Annotated in this window: 17 protein-coding genes; 5 read left to right on the top strand and 12 right to left on the bottom strand. The window is 36.0% G+C overall.

Annotated elements, in window-relative coordinates:
- The 5 genes from M666_RS09665 to M666_RS09645 are packed head-to-tail and all read left to right on the top strand — an operon-like array spanning position 1 to position 6,515.
- On the top strand, positions 1-894 hold the full coding sequence (locus M666_RS09665) for a family 16 glycosylhydrolase (protein ID WP_029446894.1): 894 nt from the start codon (positions 1-3) through the stop codon (positions 892-894).
- A gap of 1 nt (position 895) precedes the next feature.
- On the top strand, positions 896-2,275 hold the full coding sequence (locus tag M666_RS09660; RefSeq protein WP_029446895.1) for a glycoside hydrolase family 28 protein: 1,380 nt from the start codon (positions 896-898) through the stop codon (positions 2,273-2,275).
- Between the two features lie 8 nt (positions 2,276-2,283).
- Positions 2,284-3,534 carry a glycoside hydrolase family 117 protein gene (locus M666_RS09655; protein ID WP_029446896.1) on the top strand — a complete coding sequence of 417 codons (1,251 nt, stop codon included), beginning with the start codon at positions 2,284-2,286 and terminating at the stop codon, positions 3,532-3,534.
- The gene (locus M666_RS09650) at positions 3,534-5,090 is read left to right on the top strand and encodes a sulfatase family protein (RefSeq protein ID WP_029446897.1); all 1,557 of its coding nucleotides are present in this window, start codon (positions 3,534-3,536) and stop codon (positions 5,088-5,090) included. The genes M666_RS09655 and M666_RS09650 overlap by 1 nt, the downstream gene beginning before the upstream one ends.
- 27 nt (positions 5,091-5,117) lie before the next feature.
- A complete protein-coding gene (locus M666_RS09645; RefSeq protein WP_029446898.1) occupies positions 5,118-6,515 on the top strand; it encodes an SGNH/GDSL hydrolase family protein in 1,398 nt (465 codons plus the stop codon).
- Between the two features lie 90 nt (positions 6,516-6,605).
- On the opposite strand, the gene M666_RS09640 is transcribed toward M666_RS09645, so the two are convergent.
- From M666_RS09640 to M666_RS09585, 12 genes are all read right to left on the bottom strand, one after another.
- Positions 6,606-8,117 (bottom strand): alpha-L-fucosidase, encoded by a 1,512-nt coding sequence (locus M666_RS09640; protein WP_029446899.1) that lies wholly within the window; start codon positions 8,115-8,117, stop codon positions 6,606-6,608.
- A gap of 20 nt (positions 8,118-8,137) precedes the next feature.
- A complete protein-coding gene (locus tag M666_RS09635) occupies positions 8,138-9,706 on the bottom strand; it encodes an alpha-L-fucosidase (protein WP_029446900.1) in 1,569 nt (522 codons plus the stop codon).
- Positions 9,707-9,783: 77 nt separating this feature from the next.
- The gene (locus M666_RS09630) at positions 9,784-11,295 is read right to left on the bottom strand and encodes a sulfatase family protein (RefSeq protein ID WP_029446901.1); all 1,512 of its coding nucleotides are present in this window, start codon (positions 11,293-11,295) and stop codon (positions 9,784-9,786) included.
- A 33-nt stretch (positions 11,296-11,328) separates the two neighbouring features.
- Positions 11,329-12,168: a LamG domain-containing protein gene (locus M666_RS09625; protein WP_029446902.1), complete on the bottom strand. Its 840-nt coding sequence runs from the start codon at positions 12,166-12,168 to the stop codon at positions 11,329-11,331.
- A 122-nt stretch (positions 12,169-12,290) separates the two neighbouring features.
- Positions 12,291-13,217 carry a 3-keto-disaccharide hydrolase gene (locus M666_RS09620; protein WP_029446903.1) on the bottom strand — a complete coding sequence of 309 codons (927 nt, stop codon included), beginning with the start codon at positions 13,215-13,217 and terminating at the stop codon, positions 12,291-12,293.
- An 84-nt stretch (positions 13,218-13,301) separates the two neighbouring features.
- On the bottom strand, positions 13,302-14,846 hold the full coding sequence (locus tag M666_RS09615; RefSeq protein WP_025615688.1) for an alpha-L-fucosidase: 1,545 nt from the start codon (positions 14,844-14,846) through the stop codon (positions 13,302-13,304).
- 116 nt (positions 14,847-14,962) lie between these two features.
- The gene (locus M666_RS09610; protein WP_029446904.1) at positions 14,963-16,585 is read right to left on the bottom strand and encodes a DUF5060 domain-containing protein; all 1,623 of its coding nucleotides are present in this window, start codon (positions 16,583-16,585) and stop codon (positions 14,963-14,965) included.
- Positions 16,586-16,611: 26 nt separating this feature from the next.
- Positions 16,612-18,300: a sulfatase family protein gene (locus M666_RS09605; protein ID WP_029446905.1), complete on the bottom strand. Its 1,689-nt coding sequence runs from the start codon at positions 18,298-18,300 to the stop codon at positions 16,612-16,614.
- Positions 18,301-18,465: 165 nt separating this feature from the next.
- Entirely contained in the window at positions 18,466-19,464 is a 999-nt protein-coding gene (locus M666_RS09600; RefSeq protein ID WP_029446906.1) for a family 16 glycosylhydrolase, read from the bottom strand.
- Between the two features lie 158 nt (positions 19,465-19,622).
- Positions 19,623-21,179, bottom strand: coding sequence for a hypothetical protein (locus M666_RS09595; protein WP_029446907.1), 1,557 nt, complete (start codon positions 21,177-21,179; stop codon positions 19,623-19,625).
- Between the two features lie 10 nt (positions 21,180-21,189).
- Positions 21,190-22,992 (bottom strand): RagB/SusD family nutrient uptake outer membrane protein, encoded by a 1,803-nt coding sequence (locus tag M666_RS09590; RefSeq protein ID WP_029446908.1) that lies wholly within the window; start codon positions 22,990-22,992, stop codon positions 21,190-21,192.
- 12 nt (positions 22,993-23,004) lie between these two features.
- Positions 23,005-26,139 (bottom strand): SusC/RagA family TonB-linked outer membrane protein, encoded by a 3,135-nt coding sequence (locus M666_RS09585; RefSeq protein ID WP_029446909.1) that lies wholly within the window; start codon positions 26,137-26,139, stop codon positions 23,005-23,007.
- Between the last annotated feature and the right edge of the window lie 197 nt (positions 26,140-26,336).

The following is a 26,336-nucleotide window of genomic DNA, read 5'->3' as shown; positions in this document are numbered from 1 at the left end:
ATGAAATCAATTCTAAACAAACTAAAAATTACGCTACTTACTAGTTGCCTATTCGCAGCCGGTACGGTCTTCGCACAAAAAGCACCACATTTTAACAAAGGTGAAGATCCAAAACCTTCTTCAAAGCAGTGGAAACTAATAAAAAACATGTCAGACGAATTTGATGGGAAGAAAGTGGATGAAAATAAATGGCAGATTTCTGGACAAGGTTGGATTGGTCGAGCTCCAGGGCTATTCCAAGCAGAAAATATAAAAGTAGATAAGGGTAGCTTACAAATCACCACCAAACTGCTCCCACAACCCATAATGAAACAGGGTAAAGAATTTACACATGGTGGTGGTTATGTCGGTTCAAAAAACGCCATGACCTATGGTTATTATGAATGTAAAATGAAAGCTAATAAAACCTTTATGTCTTCTACATTCTGGATGATTAATGAATCTAGAGAATTAGAAGATTGTGATAAAAGAACGGTAGAATTAGACATACAAGAGTGTGTGGGCCAAATTACCAATGATGCAGCGTGGATGAAATATTTTGATCAATCTATGAATTCAAATACCCACAGTAGAAATATTCCTGAAGGTTGTGATTATGAAAAAGGCTCAAATAAAAGTAAAGGAGATACTGGAGGAAAAGTATACGATGATTTTCACGTGTATGGTGTTTGGTGGAAATCTAAAGATGAAGTTCTATTCTTTTTAGATGGCAAATTTCAATCAAAGGTTACACCACCTGCAGATTATGACATAGAAATGTATTTAAGAATGGTTGTAGAAACATATGACTGGAACCCTGTACCCGAAAATGGAGGCATGAACCTCTCTGAAGAAGATAGAACTACCTCTTACAATTGGGTACGATCTTGGGAATTAGTTGATCGTAAAAATTAGTATGAAAAATATAATTGTTTATAGTATAACCTCATTGGTTATAGCGCTGTTTTTTTTAGGAGCAATGGTTTCTTTTAGTCCGAAGCCAAAGATTTACGATATAAAAAATTTTGGCGCCAAAGGCGATGGTATAACCATCAATACAAAAGCTATTCAGAAAGCTATTGATAAATGCTCAAAAAATGGTGGTGGAATTGTGCTCCTCAGAGAGGGCATTTTTAGCAGTGGTACGATTCTTTTAAAAGATAATGTCACCCTTCAAATTGATGAAAATGCTAAACTTATGGGCAGTGCTAACCCACAAGATTATCAAAGTATAGATACTTTTATAGATGCTACGGGCCAAGAACGTGGCACCTGCCTAATTGGTGCAATAGGTGCCAAAAATATAGGTATTTCTGGTACCGGAAGTATTGACGGAAATGGCGCAGCCTTTCTTGCAAAAAATCTTGCTATAAAAAAGAAAGCTTTAGGTATCTCGGGAGAAGACACATTTGGAGGTAATCGTCCTTTTTTATTACGTTTTGTAAAAACCACTCAGATTACCCTAAAAAATATTCATATACGAGAAGCCGCAGCGTGGGCCTGTCATTTTTTTCAATCCAGTAAAATTCTTATAGATAATGTATCCATCTATAATCATGCAAATAAAAATAATGATGGTATAGATTTAGATTCTAGTCATGATATTGTAATTAAAAATTGTACTATCAATTCTGGCGATGATGCTATTTGTATAAAATCTACGAGTCCACTACCTACCTACAATGTAAAAGTTTCTAATTGCACCTTAAGGAGTGATTGGGGAGCTATTAAGTTTGGAACGGAATCTATGGGCGATTTCTATAATATTGATATCCGCGATTGTACAATTGAAGATACCAAAGGAGGGGGCATAAAAATATTAAGTGTAGATGGCGCTAATATTCATGACGTACTCATAGAAAATATAGAAATGAATCAGGTAGACATGCCCATTTTTGTGCGTTTAGGAGAGCGTTTAAGAACCTATAGGACCACCAACAAACAAGCAGTAGGATCTATTAAAGATGTTGTTATCAGAAATATAAAAGCAACTACTAGAGGTTTAGATAGCTCCAGGATTTCACCTCCCTCTGGAATTTTGATTACAGGAACTCCCAAATACAAAATAGGGTCGTTAACACTAGATCATATTTCTATTGATTTACCTGGTGGAGGAAAAGCTACCGATATTATTGAAGTTCCCGAAGACGAAACGCGGTATCCGGAATTCAGCTTTTTTAAGGTGTTACCAGCCTATGGTTTATATGCAAGGCATATAAAAGAATTAAAAATTAACGACCTAAAGTTCAAAACCACTACTGCAGACCAACGATCTGAAATAGTAATTAAAGAATAATATAAATTATGAAAAAACAACAGCTTATTTTGCCTCTTGTAGGGCTACTCCTTTTAGTATCCCATACAGCTACTTCTCAGAGTTTTCCTTTTAAATTACCTAAAGAAAAACCCAACCAACCCCTTAGTGCCGCAATGAATCGCAACTACGAGAATTACACAGCACCACGACCAGAAGACAATGAGTTATACACACAATTTAAGTATACTGAAATCAAAGGCTTAGATTACAGCAATCATGATGGTACCATTACGCGTAGAGACCCGTCTAAAGTAATCTTTGAAAACGGAAAATATTATGTATGGTATACCTATAGAGAAACTCCTACACCACCAAAAGGTGCCAAATCGGCTACTGAAACTATCCCCTCTGCTGATTGGGATTTAGCCGAAATATGGTATGCCACGAGCACTGATGGTTTTACATGGAAAGAGCAAGGTGTCGCCATTCCAAGACCACCAAAACCAAATTTAGGACATCGGTCTGTAGCTACTGCAGATATTCTTAAATGGAAAGACAAGTATTATATGTATTACCAAGGCTTTAGTGAAGCCAGTGGCTTACGAGGAGATGATTGCCCAGTATTGATGTCTTATGCTAATTCTCCTGATGGACCTTGGACAGCAACCAATAAAATTGTTATTCCCAATGGTCCTAAAGATACTTGGGATCAATATTCTATTCATGATCCTTACCCTTTGGTGTATAATGATAAAATATACTTGTATTATAAATCTGATTTTGATGGAAAGCCAAACTTGGTAAGAATGCAAGGTTTGGCAACAGCCGATAACCCTTATGGGCCCTTTACAAAAAATCCTTTGAATCCTGTCTTAACCTCTGGCCATGAGACTACCTTATTTCCATTCAAAGAAGGAATAGCCGCACTTACCATACGAGATGGCAACGAACATAATACCATACAGTTTGCTAAAGATGGGGTAAACTTTGAAATAGCAGCACTGGTAGAATTAATGCCAACAGCCGCTGGACCTTTTATTCCAGATGCTTTTACCAATACAAAAGATGGAAGAGGTATTACTTGGGGCTTGTCTCATTTTACCAATGCCACTACGTGGGATAAAAATCATGCTATTTTAGTGCGGTTCGACTGTGATTTGAGTCAAGACTTAGAGGATCCTCAGATGAAAAAGCACCATGTATATCATAGGCCTGAAATATATTTTAAGCAAGGATTAAGCGATACCCAAAGAGAACGTATCCGTAAAGAAAATGAAACATTACAACAGAAACACTAATGAAAATATCACATGTATTTTTTAAATTCATAGGGTTATTTTTTATCCTCAATGTATTCACCTCTTGTTTTGGACAGAGAAAAAAAAGCACCCCCAATGTCTTAGTTATTTATACGGATGACCACAGATATTCAGGGATCCATGCACTAGGAGGCATGGAGGTTCAAACTCCAAATATAGATGCATTAATTGAAGATGGGGTAGCTTTTGAAAACGCCTACTTGATGGGGGCTTTTACGGGCGCTACTTGTGTGGCTAGTAGAGCTATGCTCCTCACCGGAACCAACGTATTTGAACTTCAAGGCGCTGGCCACACGATACCACAAGAAAATAAAACCATAGGCGAAACTTTTCAAAAGGAAGGCTACAAAACGCATATTATTGGAAAATGGCATCAAGATGGAGCTTCTTTAAAACGTAGTTTTACCTCTGGCGATAAAATAATGGGTAGGGGAGTTTACCTCGTAGATCATTTTAGAATGCCTTTCTACGATTGGGAAACGGCAGGAGAATTTAAAAAAGAAGATGCCTATTTATTAGTGTATGATGAGCAAGGAAAAATAGTCAAAGCACCAATTCCTAATGATGCACAAAGAGGACCTACAGGAACAGAAAAAAATGGGCCACATACTTCAGAAGTATTTGCGCACGAAGCAGCTTCGTATTTTAAATCCTATAAGAGTAAAAAACCATTCTTAATGTATTTGGCTTTTCATGCCCCACATGACCCGCGTCAAGCACCACAAGAATATAAGGACCTCTATACCGCAGAAAACATACAATTACCACCTTCTTATATGTCGCAACACCCGTTTGATAATGGTCATATGTTTCTAAGAGATGAAGAATTGGCTCCTTGGCCAAGAACTCCACTAGTAGCGAAGCAACAATTGGCAGATTATTATGCCATTATTACCCACTTAGATGCTCAGATAGGAAAAGTAATTAGCGCCTTAAAAGAGAGCGGCCACTATGAAAACACATTGATTGTTTTGTCTGGAGACAGTGGCTTAGCTGTTGGTAACCATGGGTTGATGGGCAAACAAAACATTTATGATGAAGATGGTGTTCATGTGCCTTTAATTTTTTCTGGCAATCTTATCAAGAATAAGGGAGCACGTTATGATGGCTTTGCCTATATCCATGATATTTTCCCAACTATTTGTGATTTCACCAACGTGGAAGCTCCAAATACAGTTTCGGGTAAAAGTCTATTGCCAATTATAAATAATGAAGTTACAGACGTTCGCGATTATACCTATCATGCCTACCGACAATTTCAAAGAGCTTATCGTAAAGGTGATTATAAATTGATAGAGTATGTACGTGCTAAAGATTTTTCTAAAAAGGATGGCGAAACAGAAGCAGGTTCAAAAGTTACACAGTTATTCAATATTAAAACAGATCCTTGGGAAACACAAGACTTATCCTTCTTCCCTGAAAATAGCGCCTTAATAACTCAAATGCGTAACGAGATGAAAGCCAAGGCTACGGAGTTAGGTGATAAAAAAGAAAATATTGAAGGCGAAAAATATGATTTTTGGGATTTTTATTAACTACAAACCAACCTATTAAATTAAAAAATGAGAAACTCTAAACGAGTAATAAAAAGTGATAGTAGCTTATTTCTAGTCCTATTTATTGGTTTGGCATTTGCGTTACAAGGACAAAAAAACATTACGCTTCACGCAAAAGATAAAATTAGTTTTATTGGCAATAGTATTACACAAGACGGCAGATATCATATGATCCTGCAATCTTATTTAACCACCCGATATCCAGATTTAGCCTTAGAAGTTTATAATAATGGTATTTCAGGTGATGTTGCTGATGGGGTTCTTTACAGGTTTGAAAAAGATATTCTTGCATTAAAGCCAGATTACGCCTTCTTGATGTTAGGTATGAATGATATACAAAGACAGCTGTATGCTGAAGGGATTGACGTTACCCAAGAGATACTAAATAAAAGAGAAGAAGCATTAGCACACTACTATCAACAGACAACACATATCGTAGCTTTATTAAAAGAGCATGATATAAAACCCATTTTTCTCACACCTACCATTTATGATCAAACGGCAAAAATAGATCAAGTTAATGATGTTGGTTGTAATGAAGCTTTGGCCAAATGTGCTGCCCATATTAGAATGTTAGCCCTTGAAAACAAGGCCCCACTAGTTAATTTCTATGATTATTTAAACGAAATAAATCATACAGCACAACAAAAGGATAGCACTTTTACTATTGTTGGTCCTGATAGAATTCATCCTGGAGATTTAGGGCATTTTGCTATGGCCACTAAAATAATTACTTCGGTATTAGATTCCGGAAAATTGTCTGCTATACAAATTAATGCTGCGTCAAATAAAATAGAATTAGCAACAAATTGTAGCATAAGCAAACTCGTAAGTAAAAGAAAGAACATTAAATTTGATGTTATACAAGAGGCACTCCCCTTCCCTATTGCTGATAGGTTTAAAGAGCAAGAAACTATTTTAGCTCCATTAGCTATTAATGAAGAAACTTTGACGGTGAAAGGCTTAAAACAAGGCAACTATCAATTGCAAATAGACTCTTTCATGATAGGCGAATTCTCTGCGACCTCTCTAGCATCAGGAATAGATTTATCGGTATATAAAAATACTCCTCAATACCTACAAGCACTAGAGGTCTTTAAACTGTGTGAAGCCTATCATAAGATATATGGCAGATTACGAATCATTGCACTTATTGAATACAAAAACTTAAAAGATTATACCGGTCCTGATACTACTGAAGGTAAGCGAATATACTTAGATCAAGAGCTAGAGAAACAACGCGAAAAAAGCTGGCATTCCTATTTAGTGAAAATGTGTAATGCCTATTTTGAAGAAAAGCCTAACGAGAAAGTACTTTGGAAACAATTGACGACCATAAGAAATCATATTCAAGATAAAAGTCAGCCAAAAACACATACGTATCTATTACATAAGACCAAATAGTTCACTAATTACTGCGCATTTCAGTGTTTTTAACGAGCAAAGGCTTTCAGTTTGAAAGCCTTTGCTCGTTATTTTCTATAAAAACAATGACTACTCAAATTCAATTTTTAGTCCGATTACATGGAAGTCAGGTAGCTTTTTTGGCTTCTTAATAATCAAAGCTTCTTTCTTTACCTTCCATTCTAAGACTTCATCACTTCCTAGCAGTGTAATAGAACGTATCTTTTGTGTATTCAGGTTAGCCGATTTTCCAAGCGATCTTATAGCGATATCTTTCGTGGGCTGTTCTAAGCAAAATGCATACATTAAATGATCTCCCTTTTTGGTAAATCGGATATCATCTTCACCATAGGTAATGTTCTTTTCGTTAAATTTAGCTGTCTTTACCGTTACTGATCGCGCTGGTCGTTCTCCAAAAACTTTCCAAGGGCGTGTACCGTAAATACCTTCACCATTAATGGCAATCCAATTCCCTATTTCTTCTAAAGTCTTTAATAAATCTGGCTCTACATCGCCTTCTGGAGTTTGAACTATATTAATTAGTAAGTTTCCATTTTTACTTACAATATCACATAACATTTGAATGGTATAAGTCGCTGTTTTATATTCCTGACCTGTACGGTAATACCAATCGCCAATAGAAGTATCTGTTTGCCATGGATGCGGATTAATCTCATCCATAACGCCACGTTCCATGTCTTGCACCCACTTACCACCTGAAGGCTCTTTACAGTTGTAAATCGCCTCTAAAACACCATTATTAGCTCTTACATTTGTATTATAAAAATTAGCAATCATGGTACGACCAATGTCCCCAAAAGGCATTTTACTATCCGAATACAATAGATCTGGTTGATACTTATTTACTACTTCATTAATGCTCGCCAACCATTCTTCTTGCATTTTTTTATTTGTAGTCATCCATTCCGTATCTCCTTCAGCAGTTTTTTGGTGGTATAGCTCTTGATAATCAGGATTTGCGCCATCATAAGAGATTCCTTTATACGCTCCATTTTTATCTGCTCCGTGACTAGGCTGAAACCAAGTATAGCTCGCCCCTAAATGCTCGGAAATGCCAAATTTTAAACCTTCCTTTTTTGCTGCATCTTGCCAAAGGCCAACAATATCTTTCTTAGGCCCCATTTTTACAGAATTCCAATCGTGAATTTTAGAATCCCACAAGAAAAAATTATCGTGATGCGTTCCCATACTCACAAAGTACTTGGCCCCTGCTTTCTTATATAATGCCATTAAAGCCTCTGGATTAAACCTTTCTGCTTTCCATAAAGGAATAATATCTTTATACCCAAATTCTGATGGGTGCCCGTAGTGCTCTAAGTGATATTTATAAACATCACTACCTTCTTGGTACATTTTCTTCGCATACCAATCTCCTTGCCTTGGCACCGCTTGAGGCCCCCAATGTGACCATATGCCAAATTTTGCATCCCGAAACCATTCTGGATATTGATACGTTTCTAAGGAAGCATCGGTTGCTTTAAAGGGTCCTGGTGCTATAGCCGAATTTTCTTGAGCTTGGCTAATATTCGTTGTTCCTAATATACCGATAAGAACTAGTACTAAAATGGAATATTTTTTCATGATTCAGTTTTTAGTTTCATTTATTCTACATGAGCATCTACATCACCTCCAATGTTGTTCTCAACATACCCTTCTAATTGAATTTTATAAGCGTGCGCATATTTCGTAGGTACCTTTTTAGGCACTTGTAGCACTAAACCACGCTCATCTCTTGTCCACTTTATTTTCTCGTCACTTCCTAAAAGAGAAATATGTTCTATTTTGGAATTTAGAACTCCTATTTGTGTAGATAATGATGTTACGATGAGTTCCTCTTTTGGGGTATCCAATACAATTACATAAAACTCTTTGTCAGATTTTTTAGTAAATCTGATATCGGTATTCTTATACTCAATCTTAAATTTCTCTACTTTATGTCCTCCTTCAGGTAACCTTGTTGGTCCTTCTCCAAATATTGTCCAAGGTCTTGTTCCATAGATAGCCTCTCCGTTAATAGCTAACCATCCGCCCATTTCAATTAATAGATCTTTCATTTCCTGTGGAATAGAACCATCTGGATTAGGTGGTACATTTAAAAGCATTAATCCGTTTTTTGAAACGATGTCTACTAGAATATCTACAAGTTCATTTGGAGTTTTAAATTTTGCATTTGGTCTGTAAAACCAAGCACCTGGAGAAGTGTCTGTTAGCCATGTTGGTGATTTTGGTTGGTTGGGCCTGCCGCGTTCGTAATCTTTGATCGCTACACTTTCAGGAAACGTAGACTCTTTATAAGAAACTACAACTTCCTTGTTCCATTCTATCCCCTTATTATAATAATAGGCTAAAAATTGTAGTCTAGACTCTTCCGTCATATTTTCTAGCCACCAATCAAACCAAATTAAATCTGGTTGATACACATCCATATACTCTTTAATCTTTGCCCACCAATCTGCATAGAATTGCTCATCTGGAGTTTTAGAATCTAAATCATGAGGATTGGTATACAAATCATAATCTTTAGGATCTACACCTCCATATTGATGTGCTGGAGCAAAATACTGCCAGGTAAAAGCGTGGTGAAAAGAGGCCATAAATTTTAAACCTGTAGCTTCAATCTCTTTCTTTAATGCTGCCGAAGGATCAATACCGCCGTAATTTTTTGAATTCCATCTAGTGCTCTTACTATCCCACATGGCAAAGTTATCATGATGCATAGCAACCGGTCCTGCAAATTTAGCACCCGATTTAAAAAATAAATCTGCCCATTCCTTTGCATCAAATGCCGTAGGATTGAATTGTTCTATGATCTGTTTGTAGCCATGATTTGCAGGGTCACCATATTTCTTAGAGTGATGTAGAAAGTTCGTTGTAGGTTTCCCATTCTTGGTAGGGACTTTTTTACCATCTTCATACATTTTCATTCCATGCCAACCTGCATAAAATTTCTCAGGATCTGATCCTTCAAAAGCAGAAGATACAGGACCCCAGTGTGCATAAATTCCGAATTTAGCATCTTGGAACCAGGTAGGTGATGCATTTACCTTTTCGAGAGATTCCCAGGTTTCTTCAAAATGCTTAACGTCTTTAGTAGCTGAAGCGTTTTCTTTTTGACCATAACTAAGCGAAAGGGCCAGTGATAGGCAAAGTGTTAAATTAAATTTTATCATTTTCAATAATTGGTTTATTTGCAGTATGGCTATTGTTGCATTCTAAAAAACTAGCGTTATTCACTAGAAGAATGTTGCTATATTTTTGTCTTTGTTCCCGCTGCTCTGGTTTCATTATATGTAGAAAACAAGTGCTTAACTTTTGATTTGTATTTAGGATTATGAATCAAATTTTGACTCTCGTTCTCCTCACGATTCTCTTTCAAATTGAATAGTGCTATTGGTTTTCTAGTAGTATCTGTTTTATCATTTTTATCAAAAGCTATAATTAATTTATAACCATCTTCTACAATCATAACCTCTCTACCTGTACCAGATTGATTCATTAAATATGGGTGTACTTCCTTTGAATTTTCACCTAGTAGAATAGGTAATAAATTAGCGGAATCATACGCTTGGTTTTCTGCAATTTCTTGGTTTGTAATTGCCGCAAGCGTTCCTAAAACATCTAATCCTAGTACGGGTACTTTAGACATAGTTCCTGCTTTAATTTTCCCAGGCCATGATGCAATAAAGGGTACTCTTTGTCCGCCTTCATAAGCTTGATTTTTTCCTCCTCTATAAATATCATTAGATTGGTGCCCTGAACTAATGGTTTCTTTACGGAGAAGGCCGCCATTATCAGAAGTAAATAGAATAATCGTATTCTCATAAATTCCTTTTTTCTTAAGCGTTTCAATTAACATAGCCATTTGCACATCCAATTCTTTTACAAGATCTAGGTGATGAGAAGGCGTTGTTTCGGCTATTTTAACGGCATTAAGTTCACGCGAAGGCGTATGCGGTAAATGCACTGCAAGAGAGCAGTAGTACATAAAGAAGGGGTGATCTTCTGTACTGTTCTCGATAAAATCTAAAGCTTTATTCACTAGTAAAGGTCCCATATCGTGCGGATCCCAAGCGGTGTCTCCCAAACCTTCATCCTTATCTAATTTAACCCCAAGCTTGGTCATATTTTCTTGAGAGATATATCCTATTTCTGAGTTTGGTGTTAAAGGCATCCATTTTTCATTCTCATATACGGCATACGGTACATTCTGAATCCCGGCAGGAAATGTTAGGCTGTAATCAAATCCGTTTTGAATAGGTCCTTTTCCTGCAATCTGACGAATGTCTACATCAAGTTCTATATGTTTTCTAGGAGCTACATAAATTTTCGTGGGATCATCTTTTCTAAAAAAATCCATTCCGAATCCCCATTTTCCAAAAAACGCTGTGCGGTATCCGGCACTCTTCATGAGCTTTCCAAGGGTTAATTGATCTGGGCCAATTGGCGATGGTTGGTACGCTCCCCAAACCCCCCATGGGGCATAACTACGGTAGCAATTATTGCCCGTCATGATTGCATATCTTGAAGGAGCGCAAAGCGCTGCAGGTGAATGAGCATCCGTAAAAACCATACCTTCTTTTGCCAATTGGTCTAAAGCGGGTGTTTCTACTATTATGGCATCAGAATGCATCTTTCGGTAATAAGAAACATCTCCTATACCTATATCATCTGCCAAAACCACAATCACATTTGGTTTTTGTTGCGCATCTAATACTGCTGAAATACCTATAAAGCAAGCGGTAACTAAAAGCTTTTTCATCGTCTGTTATTAAAATTCATAATCTGTTCTTATCTATTTTAACTCCCATGTTCTAACCCATTCATATTGGGTCGTACGTTCTTCCAAAGTACCATGCGTTACTAAACCTCCATCATCAGGAATAGGGTTCCAATCATATGTTTCTATAGCCATATGAATATATGCAGGCATATTCCATGCTACCGTAGGGTTTAAAGTGTAGGTATATGTACCATCTAGATAAAACAAAATTTCTGTATCAGATTTCCACCAAGCACCATAGACATAGAAGCGTTCATGGTTTTTTGTTTCTGGTGTAAATTGCTGCTGTACCCTTTTAGCTTCAGGGTTGCAAGTAGTTTTACGGTGTATGGCATTTGCATGAAAAATTTGATCCCATTTTTGTGCCCAAACTTCTGTTTTATCAGTAGTTCTGCCCACACATTCTTGAATGTCTAATTCTAATTTTTGCTCACAATCATACTTACTCATCAGCCAAAAAGTAGAAGACATAACTGTTTTATTAGCTTTCATCTTAGCCTCATAATAATACCCAACTTTTCCAGGGTTCAAAGATCTAACGATACCTCCTTGATGGGTGAATACTTTACCTTTAGTAGTGACTGGTTGATCTAATTTGCCTACCGTAACATTTAACTTCCCATCTTTTACAGCAACATTACTAGCTTTAAATAGTGCGGGTGGCCTACCATCCCATACCCAATCATTGCCAATAGGCTCTTTTTGCCATTTGGTTGTATCTAGAATATCTTGATCAAATTCATCCGATAATTCTGGCACTAATACCCATTTTTTATCTTTCGAGACCTCGGGAGTCTGGCCATAAAAAACACTACTCACCAAAAGAAAAGCGATACCTGTGAAAATTCTCATTGTCCTAAATTTGAGTTTTATGATTACCGGAGTACTACTCTCAAAATTAATTTAAGAGACTAGGATTGCAGACTACGTATGTTCTAGAATATAGAACGGATGATTAATTACACCTGAAAGGCTTATAAACCTTTAAATTTCTCTGGAAACGCAGTAATACGTGTTAGTGTTAAATCTTTGTAGTATACTTCTGCTGCCTCTGATTGTAATTGAATCTTACCTTTAATAACAGGGTATGTTTTCCCATCCAAATCATACCGAATATTCTTTACGTTGTTCACTACAAAACCATTTACGACATGAAGACTTTCACTTCCTAAGCAATAAATCTCTAAAGTGTTCCATTCTCCATGTGGCTTTTCATGTAAAGTAGCTTTACTAGCTTGTCCCGATTCAAAATCTGCTCCCCATTTTAAAGGCGTTAAAGACCCTTTAGGATTATAAATAAAATAAGGTTTACCGTCGCTTCTCATTTTTTTATCCGAAGGGACATCCCCGTAGACATCACCTAAAGCAATGAAATCTCCACAATCTCCTTCTTGAACTTGAAACTCAGCACTAGCCATCCACACATTCCAGAAAGCACCATGGGGGCCTTTAGCATGATAGAGTATGCCACTATCTCTTTTTGTAGTTAATCTTGGTTCCCATTTCTTATCTCCCCATTTAAATTGAACTGATAGATGATAGTTACCATATTCTTTTTTCGTCGTTAACCCTCCGTAAATTTCTCCTGTTATTTTTACTATAGCTTCTCCGTTTTCCTCTTGTACCGAAAAGACATTTTTTAAATCATTATGCAATCCTAAAGGCTTGCCTGTTTGAACATTATCAAACTTATCTACGTCTAAATCTACAGAAGTATGAACCGCCCCTATCCAGACTTCCCAGTTAGATAGATTTTTCTCAAACATATTTGTTGTTAGGGTATTCTTATCTCTTACGGTTGTGACCTCTGCAGAACTTTTACACCCTACCATAAAAAGTAATAGAGCGCTTAGCGTGTAAACGGGTATGTTGGAATAGTGTGAATTTCTAAATTTCATCATGTATAGATTAGGATTAAAAAAAAATGCCAAGACTCGTCAGAAAACAAAGCCTTGGCACATACTAAAAATTAAACTACAGTACTACTAAAAATCGAATTGAATAACATAAGCAAAGTCTCCTGGTTTCTCTGTTGGCATTGTTACTTTTAAACCATCAGCCTCTTGACTCCATTTTATTTTGTCCGGACTACCTAAAACTTTCGCATTGGTAATCTTTAAATCTTTTACATATTCTGAATTTTTGGCAAGCGACTCAATTGTTACAATCCCATCTTCTGGCCAATCAAGAACGATAGCAAATAACTTATTATCTTTTGTTGTAAATCTGATGTCTTTGGAAGACAAACCTTCATTATCTCCTTCTGAGTGGTGTCCTTTTTTTACTTCTGTAGGACCTTCACCAAAAGTTTTCCAGTAGGTAGTATCATATATTGCATCGCCATTAATTTTTAACCAATCGCCAATTTGAAATAATATAGCTTGCTGATCTTCCGGGATAGTACCATCAGCTTTTGGACCTACATTCAGTAATAGATTTCCATTCTTACTAACAATATCAATTAAATCATCTACAATTTCATTGGCGGTCTTAGATTCCCAATTGGTTACATGACTCCAAGAGTTTTTACCTATTGAGGTATCCGTTTGCCATGGCAATTTTCTAATTCCAGGTAGTTTACCTCGTTCTAAATCATAGATAACTGTTCCTTCTGGAAATGCTTCGTGAGAGAAATTTTTATCCTGCAACACTACTTCTTTTCCCCATTCAATACCTTTATTGTAATAATAGGCGGCTAATTTAGGGCGTTGATCTGCAAAATCAGGGATGTCTAAATAAAAATCGAACCATAAAATATCTGGTTGATAGTTATCTATAATATCTTTAGTTCTTGCCCACCATAGCTCCTTAAATTCTTCCGATACAGGTTGCGTTAAATCTTTACCCTTGGTAGAATACAAATCTGAATATTCTGGGTCTGTTGTATCAAATTTATCTTTTTTATTATAGAAAGACCAGTTGAAGGCAAAGTGAGAAGAAGCTCCCATGATCATACCTTTATCTCTACCAGCTTTAAATAATTCGCCCAAAATATCTTTTTTAGGCCCCATATCTACCGAGTTCCAACGGGTCACATTTGATTTATACATGGCAAAACCATCGTGGTGTTCTGCTACAGGAATGACATATTTTGCACCTGCTTTTTCAAAGATGTTGATCCACTCATTGGCGTCAAATTTTTCACCTTTAAACATTGGAATAAAATCTTTGTATCCAAACGTTTTTGGATCTCCCCAATTTTCTTTGTGATGTAAAAAAACATCAGATGGACCTTTTTCTCCTAATTTTAATTGCGCAGAAAATGTGGCCGTATCCATATACATTTTACGAGGATACCATTCTGAACTATAAGCAGGAACACTGTATGCTCCCCAATGGATAAAAATTCCAAACTTTTTTTCATTAAACCATGTTGGGTCTTTATAATTCGCTTTTATAGATTCCCAGTTTGCTTCATATACAGGCTTCTCTTGTTCTACGGTTTCTTTTTTCTCCTTTTTATCTGCACAGGAAGAAATTGCCAACGAACAAACCAGAATGGCAAACAACATATATCTTTTTAAATTCATGGTAAATAATTCTTAAATGGTTTCCTTTAATTTCTGTAGCGAAATTCGAATTATCCTGCGAAAAGCATTAAAACGTATGTCTTTAATAATAGAGCAAATGATTAAAACACCTGTTTTTAGGGCTGTCTGAGCTTAGAAATCAAAATAGCGTCTGCTTTTCCTGACCAAGGAGAAATAAATTTACCGGAATCTTGCATAGCTGTTACAGTAGTAAATTCTCCCGTTAATGTATTGAACCATTGCACAGTTCTTTTACTACTTTCCTTTTTCAAAAATGCAGCGTCTATACCGTAATTTTCTTTATGTATGTAGAGTAAAACAGTCTTCTCATCATTCGTTAGATTATAAGCGCTACCATTTTGCCAAGGTGTAGGTTTCATTTTGCTAAAATCAAATGCAGTGAATAGTTTCATCATGTGTTGAAAATATTCAAATTTTGGTTTAATAAAATCTTCTGATTGTTCAAAAGGATTGTAAATAATAGCATTCCAGGAAGCTCCTTGCCAGTAATATGTAGTGTATACTCCTGCAAACAAACACATATAATTTCTTCTTAGGCACGTTTCTGCATTGGTATAATCTCCTGTAAAAACGGTATACGGGGCCTCTTCATAACCACCATGTTCTATATTAAAAACAGGCTTATCCTTAAATTTTGTCTGAGCAGCTAACATCTTGTCATACAGATTGTGCGACCAGTTTTGGCTAGATATAAAGTCTACCTTTTCAGGGAAATTAGAACAGTATTTAAAATCATGTACAGAGACCAATCTATTAAATTGATCTGCTTTACGCAGTCTTTCAATTCTTCCATGAATATACTCTTCATCTGCTCTACCGTAATACAAAGCTTCTTTAGATATATCCCAAACCATATTTGGGAAGGCCTGATAACGTTTAACCACATAATCGAAATACATATTATCTGCCTCACTATTCATATCGGGCCAGGCGACTAATTTGTTCCAGACATAAATCATCAAATGTGATGCTATGCGCTTATCGTGCATTGAGCTGATGGTACGGTCTAGCTTTTGAAAAAATTCTGGATTCAAAGCACTATAATCAGGAGTATCATTTGTTCCTAGAAAAGGAAATATATCCTTTGGCCCTCCAAATTCGTGCTCTGGATGCTGTGCTAGTTTCGCATCTTTCTGCCAACTCACATCATAGGAAAATACGTTCATCACAATTTGATTAAATCCGTTTTCCTTTATTAAATCCAGTAAATGATCTGTCTTAGGCAAGCTTTTTTCAGTATGATAATCTAAGGCATACAGCCAATCACATTCAAAAGCTAATAAAAAATAAGGCGTACCATCTTCATAATAAAAGTGTTGAGGATCTTCTTCTTTAATTACAATACCTCCATGATTCGTATTACTCGAAGCCACTACCTTAACTTTACCTTTCCTCTGATTCAATGCTTTTAGAACGGATGCGGTTTCATAGGTATATTGCCCTTCCTCATTACTAGAAAAACGAATGATCCACTCATTTTTGCCGTTATAAAAACCAGGTACTTTTTGTTGCTTACCCTTTTCATTCGTAAAAATTGCTGAAAAATCTGTAGTGTAGGGCGCTACTGCTTCTTCATTACTTTTAAAACTAATATCCACAACTTCCCATTTTGGAATGGAAATAGCTCTAGAAGTATACCGCTCTTTTTTCATTTGGCTGTTTCCTGCAACAGAAACTAGCAACACCATAACTACCAATATTTGAATACTGATTTTCATAAAAAGTTGGTTCTACAAGGTTATATTTAATCGTTCCAATGGGCGTCAATCACCTTCTGAATATGTGGATATTTTTCCCCGTCTTCTTCATTTAAGCTTTTACGTTTTGCTATTAACTGATTTTTTAAATCGGCAATAACAGCCTTGTATTCTGGATTGTTATAAGCATTATTCATCTCTTTAGGATCTTTACTAAGATCATAAAATTCCCAAGCCACGGGAGTATCCATTTCAAACCGGTTACCCCAACTCTTTTTATTCCATGTAGCTTCTGGATCTTTGGTGTCTACCCAATACTTACCATAGAAAAAGATAAGTTTGTATTGTTTTGTTCGAATACCGAAATGCGCTGGATTGGCATGTGCATGAGCCATATGCATCCAATACCTATAATAGGTAGACTGTTGCCAATCTTCTGGCTCTTCGCCTGTTTCTAAAATAGTTTTGAAGCTATGCCCCTGCATATGCTCTGGTGCTGTGCCCCCTGCTAAATCAATTAAGGTAGGAGCAAAATCGGTATTATTAATAATTGCATTTGTTCTGGTATTGGGCTTAATTTTTTCTGGATAATGCACAATAAATGGCATACGCATAGATTCTTCATACATCCAACGTTTGTCTATATAATCATGCTCCCCAAGCATAAAGCCCTGATCTCCCGTATATACAATGATGGTATTGCTATCATACAACCCTTCTTCTTTTAGATATTTAATTAAGCGTGCCACATTATCATCTACCCCTTTTACGCAACGCAGGTATCTTTTTAGATATTCTTGATAAGTAGCATGCGTATAAGCCTTATCACTTAAATCTAAATTTGTCCCTACTGAGGCATCAAAATCTGGGTTTGATATTTTAGTAAAAGCATCACTCCACAAACGCATTCCCATACTTCTTATGGTATTTCTTTTAGAAACTGATGAGCCAATTACACTAAGTAAGGAGTCATTTTTTCCGCGTGTTGCTATAGAACCATTATTCCCATTTTCGTACAAACTTGCAGGCTCAGGAATATAGGTATCTGCTAAATAATCATTATAGCGTGGCGCATATTCAAAATCATCATGGGGCGCTTTAAATTGAACCATCAACATAAATGGTTTGTTTTTGTCTCTTTTATTTTTAAGCCAATCTATAGAGATGTCTGCCACAATATCTGAACTGTGACCTGTATATTTTTTTCCCTCATATTCTGGTGTTCCGTATTCCGCGAAATTCATTCCACTTTCCGTCAAATTAGGATCAAAATAAGATCCTTGCCCTCCATGCTCTGTAAAAATGTTGTAATAATCAAAATTCGGCTTTTCACCCAAATGCCATTTTCCAATTAGAGAAGTTTGATAGCCTAATTTCCTAAGTTCTTCTGGTAAATATTGATTCGCTGTCTCTAAATGTCCCTCTAAATCTAATACTCCATTTGCTTGACTATACTGTCCTGTAAGGATGGTTGCTCTACTTGGCGTACAAATAGCATTGGTTACGAAGCAATTGTCAAAGACCATTCCTTCATGCGCCAGTTGATCTAAGGTTGGAGTAGGATTTAAACTTGCCAACCTACTGCCATAGATACCAAATGCTTGTGTGGTATGATCATCTGCCATGATGTAAATAATATTTGGCTTTTTAGTGGGGATTACTTCTTCTTGAGCAGCTTCCTTGCAAGAAAAAAAGGAGATGGATAGAACGGAAAGTACAAAGATTTTTTTAAGCATTTTTCAATATTTTTTTGTCTTTATATAAAAAGGAAAAAGCGCTAGAAGCGCTTTACAAAAGTTAGCTATTTTTTAAGAAGATAAGATAACATATGATTTTATGAATAAAACGTATGAGTTAGAATCCTACTCATACGTTTTATAGCACTTGTTATTTTAATTCCTTTAATTAGCTGGAACCGGTTTAAAAATACGGATCCAGTCTACTTCAAAAGTGTTATTTTCTTTATTTTCTAACTCCTTGTCAGAAGGTGTAATATTTTTATCAGAGCGCCAGGTTTGATCTTCTGCATTGATAATAATATCCATAGGCTTGTATAAGCCCTTACCTTCTGCAAAATTATTAGGATCAATCATTTCTGAACCAGAAGTTGTTCGTACCAATTTACCATCTATATAGTATTCTAAATGAAACGGATCTTTCCAATACACTCCAACAATATGATAGTCTTCTCTCCATAAGGTACCATCACGATACCAACTACCAGGGTCTGTTGGTTGGTAGTCTTGAAAAGGATCTCTAATAAACATATGATGACTTATATGAATACGTTCTGCATACCAGGTTTGATCACTATCGGCTAATTCTGAATAACTAGCACCATAAGCTTCTACAATATCTATTTCTTGTGTATCATCAGAACTCAACAACCAAACATCTGAAGCTAGAGTTGTATTGGCTATTTTAACATTTGCCTCAATATAAACAGGGTATACTACCTGTTCTTTAGAAGTGATGCAGCCTAAATTTATTTTATTAGAACCTTCTGCTCTATTTGCAATCATTTGCAAATTACCATCGGCCACTAAAGAATTTTCTCTTCTCCACTCCGTTAATCCTGGCCCTTTCCATTGGTTGTGGTAAAAATCTGTCCATTTCTTATCAAATTCAGTTCCCTTAGCATCGGCAGGAGCATCATAATCAAAATCATCTGAAAGCTCTTGAAATTCCCATACATTACCGGTACCCGCATCTGCTGGCACGGGAATAGTTTTCCAATCTGCGGTAGTCTCCTCTTCTACTTCCGCTTCTACTTCTTCTTCAGGAGTAACCGTTTCTTCTTGACTTTCTTCCTCTACCGTCTGCTTTTCTTCCCCATTACTTTTACTACAAGAAAGTACTTGAAAGATTAAAACAAAGGCTACCAATTTAAGTTTTATCATAATTCTATATCTGTTTATTGTGTTCTCAAATTTCATTATTGAATTTAAAGAATCCTTAAAATGAAACTAGATAAAATATAGACAATGCTATTTTTTATCGCAAAAAAGGGCTTCATAGAAAATATGAAGCCCTTTGTCTAAAAATTTACTAACCCATCTTATGGTCTATCATCTACTATTATAATTCGGATATCATCAAAATAAAGTGTTCCCGAACCACTATGTCTTAAATACAAATTAAAATCATCTGCCGTTGTTCCTGTAGCCCATTGCTTACCTGGTCTTATAGTTACCCAAGTATTCTCTGGAGCCGTTGCAATATCATTATGCCAGAACTGCGTAACTGTTCCTCCTGTATTATTAATCCAAGGAGCCATAAAATTTAAATTAGCACCAGTAGCTTTATAAACTTTATATTCATATTGAACCAATACTCCTGCATCTAAATGAAATAGATCTACAAGATTCTCAAAAGAAGACCAATTACCAGATGCACCTGCATCCACCTTTAAACTACTAACACCACTAGCTGCTTGTTCTGTTGAAATATCAATGGTAGTGGTTGGCAAATTTTCTACATTTGCCGTCCAATTACCGCCATTAGATTCAAAATCAAACTTTACAATTTCATGCTGAAACATGGCTACGGGAACGTCTGTAAAAGCACCCGGAATTCGTGTGTCCGTAGATTCAAAATCTCCGCTTCCATCATAAGAAACCGTGATTACATCTGAGCGATAAATTTGTTCTTGTAATTTAATTTCTAAAAGTGTTGCATTTGAAGCATTAAGCCCTATGGATGCTATTGCAAAAGGAGTACCATTTACGGTAACCGTAAAATGAGAACTTTGATCTGAAAAAGGAGCAAATTCTCCATTATACGGTATTTGAATTGTTTGATTCTCTAACTCTACAACTTCGCCAGCTACTTCAAAAGGCAAGGAAGAAGGTATAACGGTTATTGTTGCAGGTATCTTATAGTTATCAAAATCTCCAGGAATACTCTCCCCTTGTCTACTTATATTTAAGTTTCCTTTATAACTTCCTAATTTATTGAATTGAATTACGGAAAGAGAATCTGTTTTTGTTACTCCTGCTATAGACCATGATCTTGTATTAGGGCGCCCTATAGTAGATACATCTACAAATTCTAGAGTAGAACCTGCCTCTACAATAATTTCATCCGTTTCAGACTCGTGAGGAACCACAATACCATTTTGACGAATTAGAATTTTTGGCACGATAGTATCGTATACATCTACAATAAACGTAGTATCAATAACCCATTTACCAGCAACTTCTTTTGAAGGAAATATAAATCCGTCTGCCCCCTTAAATTCAACATACTCGCTAAATTCATTGTATAAATTTACTTTTTTTAGTCCACCTTGTGTAAACAACACATGAATGGTCTCATCTTCACTTTCTAAGGATTCTGGTTGAATCTTAAAATCATCAAATATGGTATCACTTCTAGTGATTGGCCCTTTTAAATAAAAGCTCCCTTCCTCTATGGTCCATTTATGAGACAGCGCTCCTTGAGACAAATCTGAAAAAGAAGCAAAATTATTTACATTTACTTGTATAATGGTATCTCTAAAACCACTTGTATACCATGAAACATCTGATAAAGAATTTGGAGCATCATACTCATCCCGATTACAGGCAGTAAAGAGGCCAATAACCAATGCTATTATTATGAATTTATTTTTCATTTTATTTTTTTTAGTTGTTCAAATTAGGATTAGCCGTAACCTCACTATTTGGTATAGGATAATACCCATGTAAATTCTCGCTATAGTTTACTGCTGCTTGAGCATAATCTACAAAAGTAAAACCGCCTGCTACAGGATTTTCGCCTTCTGTCAACAAAGCTCCCCATCTGGTTACTGCTTTACCATCTGTATCTGTAGTTACATAGTTATCACCCCAATATTTTTTGGTGCTTAAATCTTGAAAACGTTGTTTTAAAACACCCCATCTTCTTAAATCAAGAAAACGAATGGCGTGGCCTTCTTCTGCCAATTCTAATGGTCTTTCGATATACATTAAATGCTCCATTAGATCTTGCGCAGAATACGCTACATTATCATGATCTGCACCTGGATAAGATCCTGTACCATTTAAACCAATTAATTGCAACGCAGAACGGTGTCTCACTTCATTAACCAATGCCAAAGCATCATTTAAACCGCCTTCATCTGTGCCGCCTTTTATAAGACATTCTGCAAGCATTAAATACACATCTGCTAAACGTACGAGACGAATATTAATTCCTGAACGAGTATTAGGAACAATGTCATTTTCTGAGTTTACCGTAGCCCAATTAGAATATTTTCTGAAATAAGCACATTCTTTATTATTAAACGGAGTTACCTGTCCCGGTAAAAAGCCTCCATAAAAAGGGGTATCTACATCATCTACAAGTGCTAACGAATAAGAGGTACGAAGAGAGTATGATCTAGGTCTAGTTAAGGTTACCGGATCACAACCTTCAGAACCATCTTCACAGGGTACAAAATTACGAGGATCGCTTAAATCCATCGCTTCATTTTTATACGCCATTTGCAGCCAACAACTAGGAACACCACTTCTGTAACCTCCTAAATTTCCAGGAGAAAAAGATCTACCTAAAGTATTTGATACATTCTGACTATCAAAAGGATTTAATTCTGCCTTGAAATTTACAGAGTAACTAACCTCCAAAATAGATTCTGAATTAAACTCTCCCGCTTCAGAAAAATTATCATCGATGTTATCTACTAAACTTCTACCATATTCTGAGTTCGTGATGATATCATTAAAATATACTGCCGCTTGCGTATACTCTTCTTCATACAAATAACTTCTTCCTAACTCTGCCGCTGCCGCTGCAGATGTTACTCTTCCTAAGTTTACATTCCCATCCCAAGCTGGTGGTAAATTTTCATAAGCAAACTCAAGGTCGGCAATATAAAAAGCTTTTACATCACTTGCTGAGCTTACAGGTTGGTAAAATTCATCTTCAGATTCTGGAACAAAATCAAAAATAGGTACACTACCTTGGTTAAACATATTGTACAAGTAAGTATATGAAATACCTCTGAAAAATCTTGCTTGCGCTATTATTTCTGTAGCAAAATCTATTTTATCTTGATCTGTATACGTCTCTTTAAGTCTATTCCCATTTTCAATTACCTGATTAGCTCTGAAAATTACTACATACAATGCAGCCCATTTATTTCTGATGTCATTTTCAGCATCATTAAACGTTTGAAGATAAAACGCATTTTGTGTATTTGGTCTACCAAATCCCGGCCAAGTCATATCTGCCCGATGGTTTTCTGAGACTACATTAAAAATACTGGTATTCTTAAACCCATTATAAACAGAGGTTAAACCCGTATTAAGATCTACATTATTTTTCCAGAAACTACCCGTTGAAAGCTCATTAGGATTTGTTTCTGCTAAGAAATCATCAGAGCACGCCGTACCGCATATTATACACAGTAAAGCAACTACTATTTTATTAAAAATTATTTTTCTCATTGCTATATTTTTTTAAAATTTAAATTCAATACCAGCTCTATATTGTGTGCTAATTGGGTACACCCCTGCATCTATTCCACGGGTATTTAAACCATCATTACCAATCTCTGGATCAAAACCATCATAGTTTGTTATAGTAATAAGATTATCTGCTGCCAGGTAAAATCTAAGCTTACTAATTTTAAGTTTATCATTCCATTTTTTAGGTAAAGAATACCCTAATGTTAAGTTTCTTAATCTTGCAAAACTTCCATCTTGAAGCCAGTAGTCTGTATAACCACGATAGTTAAAATTATCACGCCCTCTATCTGCTGGAATGTCTGATGTAGGATTTGTTGGCGTCCATTGATATACTAAATCTTGATGGGTACCTTGCTTATAGGCATAAGCTTTACTTCCATTAATAATTTCGCCTCCAATTGCTGCGTACCAATTCATAGAGAAATCTACCCCTTTGTAATCCGCATTTAAGTTTAGTCCTAATTCAAATTCAGGAGCTCCACTACCTTTGTATACCCTATCATCTAGATCTATTAAACCATCGCCTTCATCAGGAATACCATCATTATTAGTATCTACCGTTAATTGATCTACATAACGCAGTGAACCCAAACTAGCTGTTTCATCTATTTTCTGGTATTCTACCAATTCTTCTGGCGTTCTAACAAGTCCGTCTGTTTCGATAAGGAAAAAAGCCCCCGCTTCATACCCTTCTCTTAATGCCGTTACTAAATCTTCTCCCGGTAATCCTGGAGCAACACTACTACCACTTAAAAAAGAAAACTTATTAGAATCACTCATTCTAGTAATCATGTTTTCATTCTTAGAATAATTTGCAGATACATTCCAGCTAAATTTTCCTCGGTGTTTATAATTAGCGCTCAACTCTGTTCCGTAGTTACGCATATCACCCACATTAAGTATTACACTAGAGTTATTACCTCCACCAACGGTAGGTGGTAAAACAACGGGGAATAGCATATTTGTTCTAGAACCATCATACACTTCACTTGTAATTGTTAGTTTATTATTAAAAAAACCAAGTTCTACACCAAAATTCTTTTCTATTTTTTTCTCCCATTTGGCATCTGGATTTTTATAAGCTTCTTGGACCGCTCCTAAAACTAAAGACTCATTAGCGCCAGTTCCAAAAACATAATCGTGACCCAATCCTATGGTAGGTTCTGTACTATAATCTAAAATACTTTGGTTCCCTGTAGTACCAGAACTCATTCTAATTTTGAAGAAGTTAAACGTGTTCCCAAACACTTTATCCCAACCCTTTTCATCAGAAACAATCCAAGCAGCAGATACTGAAGGTGCATAGATCCATCTATTCTCTTCTGAAAAACGACTTGTACCATCACGACGAAGACTGGCACTTAATAAATACTTCCCCTTATAGTCATATTGCGCTCTTCCCAACATACCAATTAAGGTATTTATTCTATCTTGACCATATCCATTACCTGTCCCCACATTAGCATCTAGTGTTGCGCCAGTTAGGGTTACAATTTCATTATTAAAAAGATCAAATTTTTGAGCGAAAAACGAATTGTAGGTGTATTTCTCTGTAGTATAGGCACCAACAAGAGTAACATGATGATTCCCAAAATTCTTATCATAAGAGACAATCCCATCTAAAGTAGCACTGGTAGCTCTATCACTTTGATTGTATACACCAGATCTTACTTGTTGCGGTATTAAATCCCCATCTACACTATAGGCGGTAAATAATGGATTAATTCTAACTCTAGTATTATTTGTGCGACTCAAAGAACCACGCGTGGTAAATTTCAAGTTTTTAAGTACTTGATAATCTACTTGCATTCTCACATCAAAATTATCGCCATTTCTAACATCAGTTTGCTTTAACTTACTGGTCAAATAACTTAAGTTAACGGCATCATTACTGGTATTAGATCCTGCACTATCATCCTGAGTTGGAGAATTTGGATCTATCGCTTTTTGATAAGGTTTGTATCTATACCCATCTAACAAAATCTGCCAAGGTGTATAGTTTTGTTCATCTGTTCTTAAACCAACACCCGTTGTAAAGGTCCATTTATCTTTTTTATACGTTGTATTTGCTCTTACATTCAAGCGGTCTAATCCAGAATTTATTAATGATCCTTCTTGATCAAAATAGTTCATAGAAACATTATAGGTAAGTCCTTCTTTACCTCCAGAGATATTTACATTATGATTTTGTATTAATGCCATATCGTTCTGTAAAAGATCCATCAGATAGGTATTGTTTGTAAAATCATTAGGATTTTGCTCCAGTGTCGTAAAAGAATTATTAGGGAACGTCCCATTCAAATTATTTAGTCTCAAAAACTGAGAGTACATAGAATCTTCAAAATTCATCAAAGGCACGCTAGATGTAATATCTTGCACTCCCATGTAACTGGTTACTCCAATATTCATTTTTCCAACCTTACCGGTTTTTGTTGTGATCAAGATAACCCCTGCAGATCCTCTTGTACCATAGATTGCCGCAGAAGCAGCATCTTTAAGAACATCTATAGTTTCAATTTCTGCAACACTCAATTGCGGATTTCCGTCTTGAGGTATTCCATCTACCACGTACAGGGGACTATTACTTCCAAAAACAGAATTAATACCACGAATTAAAACAACTGCATCAGCTCCTGGTTGACCACTACTCGATGTCACATTCACACCAGCAATTTGTCCTTGAAGCGCGCTACCAATATCTGATGTTGATATTTTTTCAATATCTTCTGCTTGCACTTGCGCTACAGCACCAGTAACTTCTCTTCTTTTTTGAGAACCGTAACCAATGACAACCACCTCTTCTAATGCAGCAACATCTTCTGTCAAGACCACATTAATAGTACTCTTTGAATTAACAGGTATCTCCTGAAGTTGATAACCTATATAACTAAAGATTAATGTACTATTTGGCGGAGCTTGTATTTCATAATTTCCATCAAAATCTGATACCGCTCCGACTGCGGTACCTTTTACCACGATACTAACGCCCGGAAGAGGCTCACCTTCTCCAGTGATAATCCCCTTTACGCTTTTTGATTGCGCCTGTACCAAACCAAAGCCAACAATACATAATATTGCTGTCAGAAAAACCTTGAGTCTAGACTTGACAAATAAATTAAATTTCATATTCTGTTCTTTTTAAGTTTAGTTAGACAAATTTTGATTTTATTTAGATCAAGGGGCGTAACAAATGTTTTTTAAAACGGAACATATGTATAAAATCTTAAATAAATGTTAACCAAACCCTTATAAAAGCTTAAAAAACACAAGCTAAGTAAGGAATTTTCATTTAGCCTATATCAATTCTGCGAAATAAGAAAAAA

It is taken from the genome of Cellulophaga baltica 18 (assembly GCF_000468615.2).
Lineage (GTDB): Bacteria > Bacteroidota > Bacteroidia > Flavobacteriales > Flavobacteriaceae > Cellulophaga > Cellulophaga baltica.
The sequence above is the reverse complement of the archived record's forward strand: the minus strand, read 5'-3'. Positions and strand labels throughout refer to the sequence as shown.

Bases quoted from the DNA above. Each gene is read 5' to 3' on its own strand.
- M666_RS09665 (WP_029446894.1), top strand. From the start codon at position 1: ATGAAATCAATTCTAAACAAACTAAAAATTACGCTACTTACTAGTTGC.
- M666_RS09660 (WP_029446895.1), top strand. From the start codon at position 896: ATGAAAAATATAATTGTTTATAGTATAACCTCATTGGTTATAGCGCTG.
- M666_RS09655 (WP_029446896.1), top strand. From the start codon at position 2,284: ATGAAAAAACAACAGCTTATTTTGCCTCTTGTAGGGCTACTCCTTTTA.
- M666_RS09650 (WP_029446897.1), top strand. From the start codon at position 3,534: ATGAAAATATCACATGTATTTTTTAAATTCATAGGGTTATTTTTTATC.
- M666_RS09645 (WP_029446898.1), top strand. From the start codon at position 5,118: ATGAGAAACTCTAAACGAGTAATAAAAAGTGATAGTAGCTTATTTCTA.
- M666_RS09640 (WP_029446899.1), bottom strand. From the start codon at position 8,117: ATGAAAAAATATTCCATTTTAGTACTAGTTCTTATCGGTATATTAGGA.
- M666_RS09635 (WP_029446900.1), bottom strand. From the start codon at position 9,706: ATGATAAAATTTAATTTAACACTTTGCCTATCACTGGCCCTTTCGCTT.
- M666_RS09630 (WP_029446901.1), bottom strand. From the start codon at position 11,295: ATGAAAAAGCTTTTAGTTACCGCTTGCTTTATAGGTATTTCAGCAGTA.
- M666_RS09625 (WP_029446902.1), bottom strand. From the start codon at position 12,168: ATGAGAATTTTCACAGGTATCGCTTTTCTTTTGGTGAGTAGTGTTTTT.
- M666_RS09620 (WP_029446903.1), bottom strand. From the start codon at position 13,217: ATGATGAAATTTAGAAATTCACACTATTCCAACATACCCGTTTACACG.
- M666_RS09615 (WP_025615688.1), bottom strand. From the start codon at position 14,846: ATGAATTTAAAAAGATATATGTTGTTTGCCATTCTGGTTTGTTCGTTG.
- M666_RS09610 (WP_029446904.1), bottom strand. From the start codon at position 16,585: ATGAAAATCAGTATTCAAATATTGGTAGTTATGGTGTTGCTAGTTTCT.
- M666_RS09605 (WP_029446905.1), bottom strand. From the start codon at position 18,300: ATGCTTAAAAAAATCTTTGTACTTTCCGTTCTATCCATCTCCTTTTTT.
- M666_RS09600 (WP_029446906.1), bottom strand. From the start codon at position 19,464: ATGATAAAACTTAAATTGGTAGCCTTTGTTTTAATCTTTCAAGTACTT.
- M666_RS09595 (WP_029446907.1), bottom strand. From the start codon at position 21,179: ATGAAAAATAAATTCATAATAATAGCATTGGTTATTGGCCTCTTTACT.
- M666_RS09590 (WP_029446908.1), bottom strand. From the start codon at position 22,992: ATGAGAAAAATAATTTTTAATAAAATAGTAGTTGCTTTACTGTGTATA.
- M666_RS09585 (WP_029446909.1), bottom strand. From the start codon at position 26,139: ATGAAATTTAATTTATTTGTCAAGTCTAGACTCAAGGTTTTTCTGACA.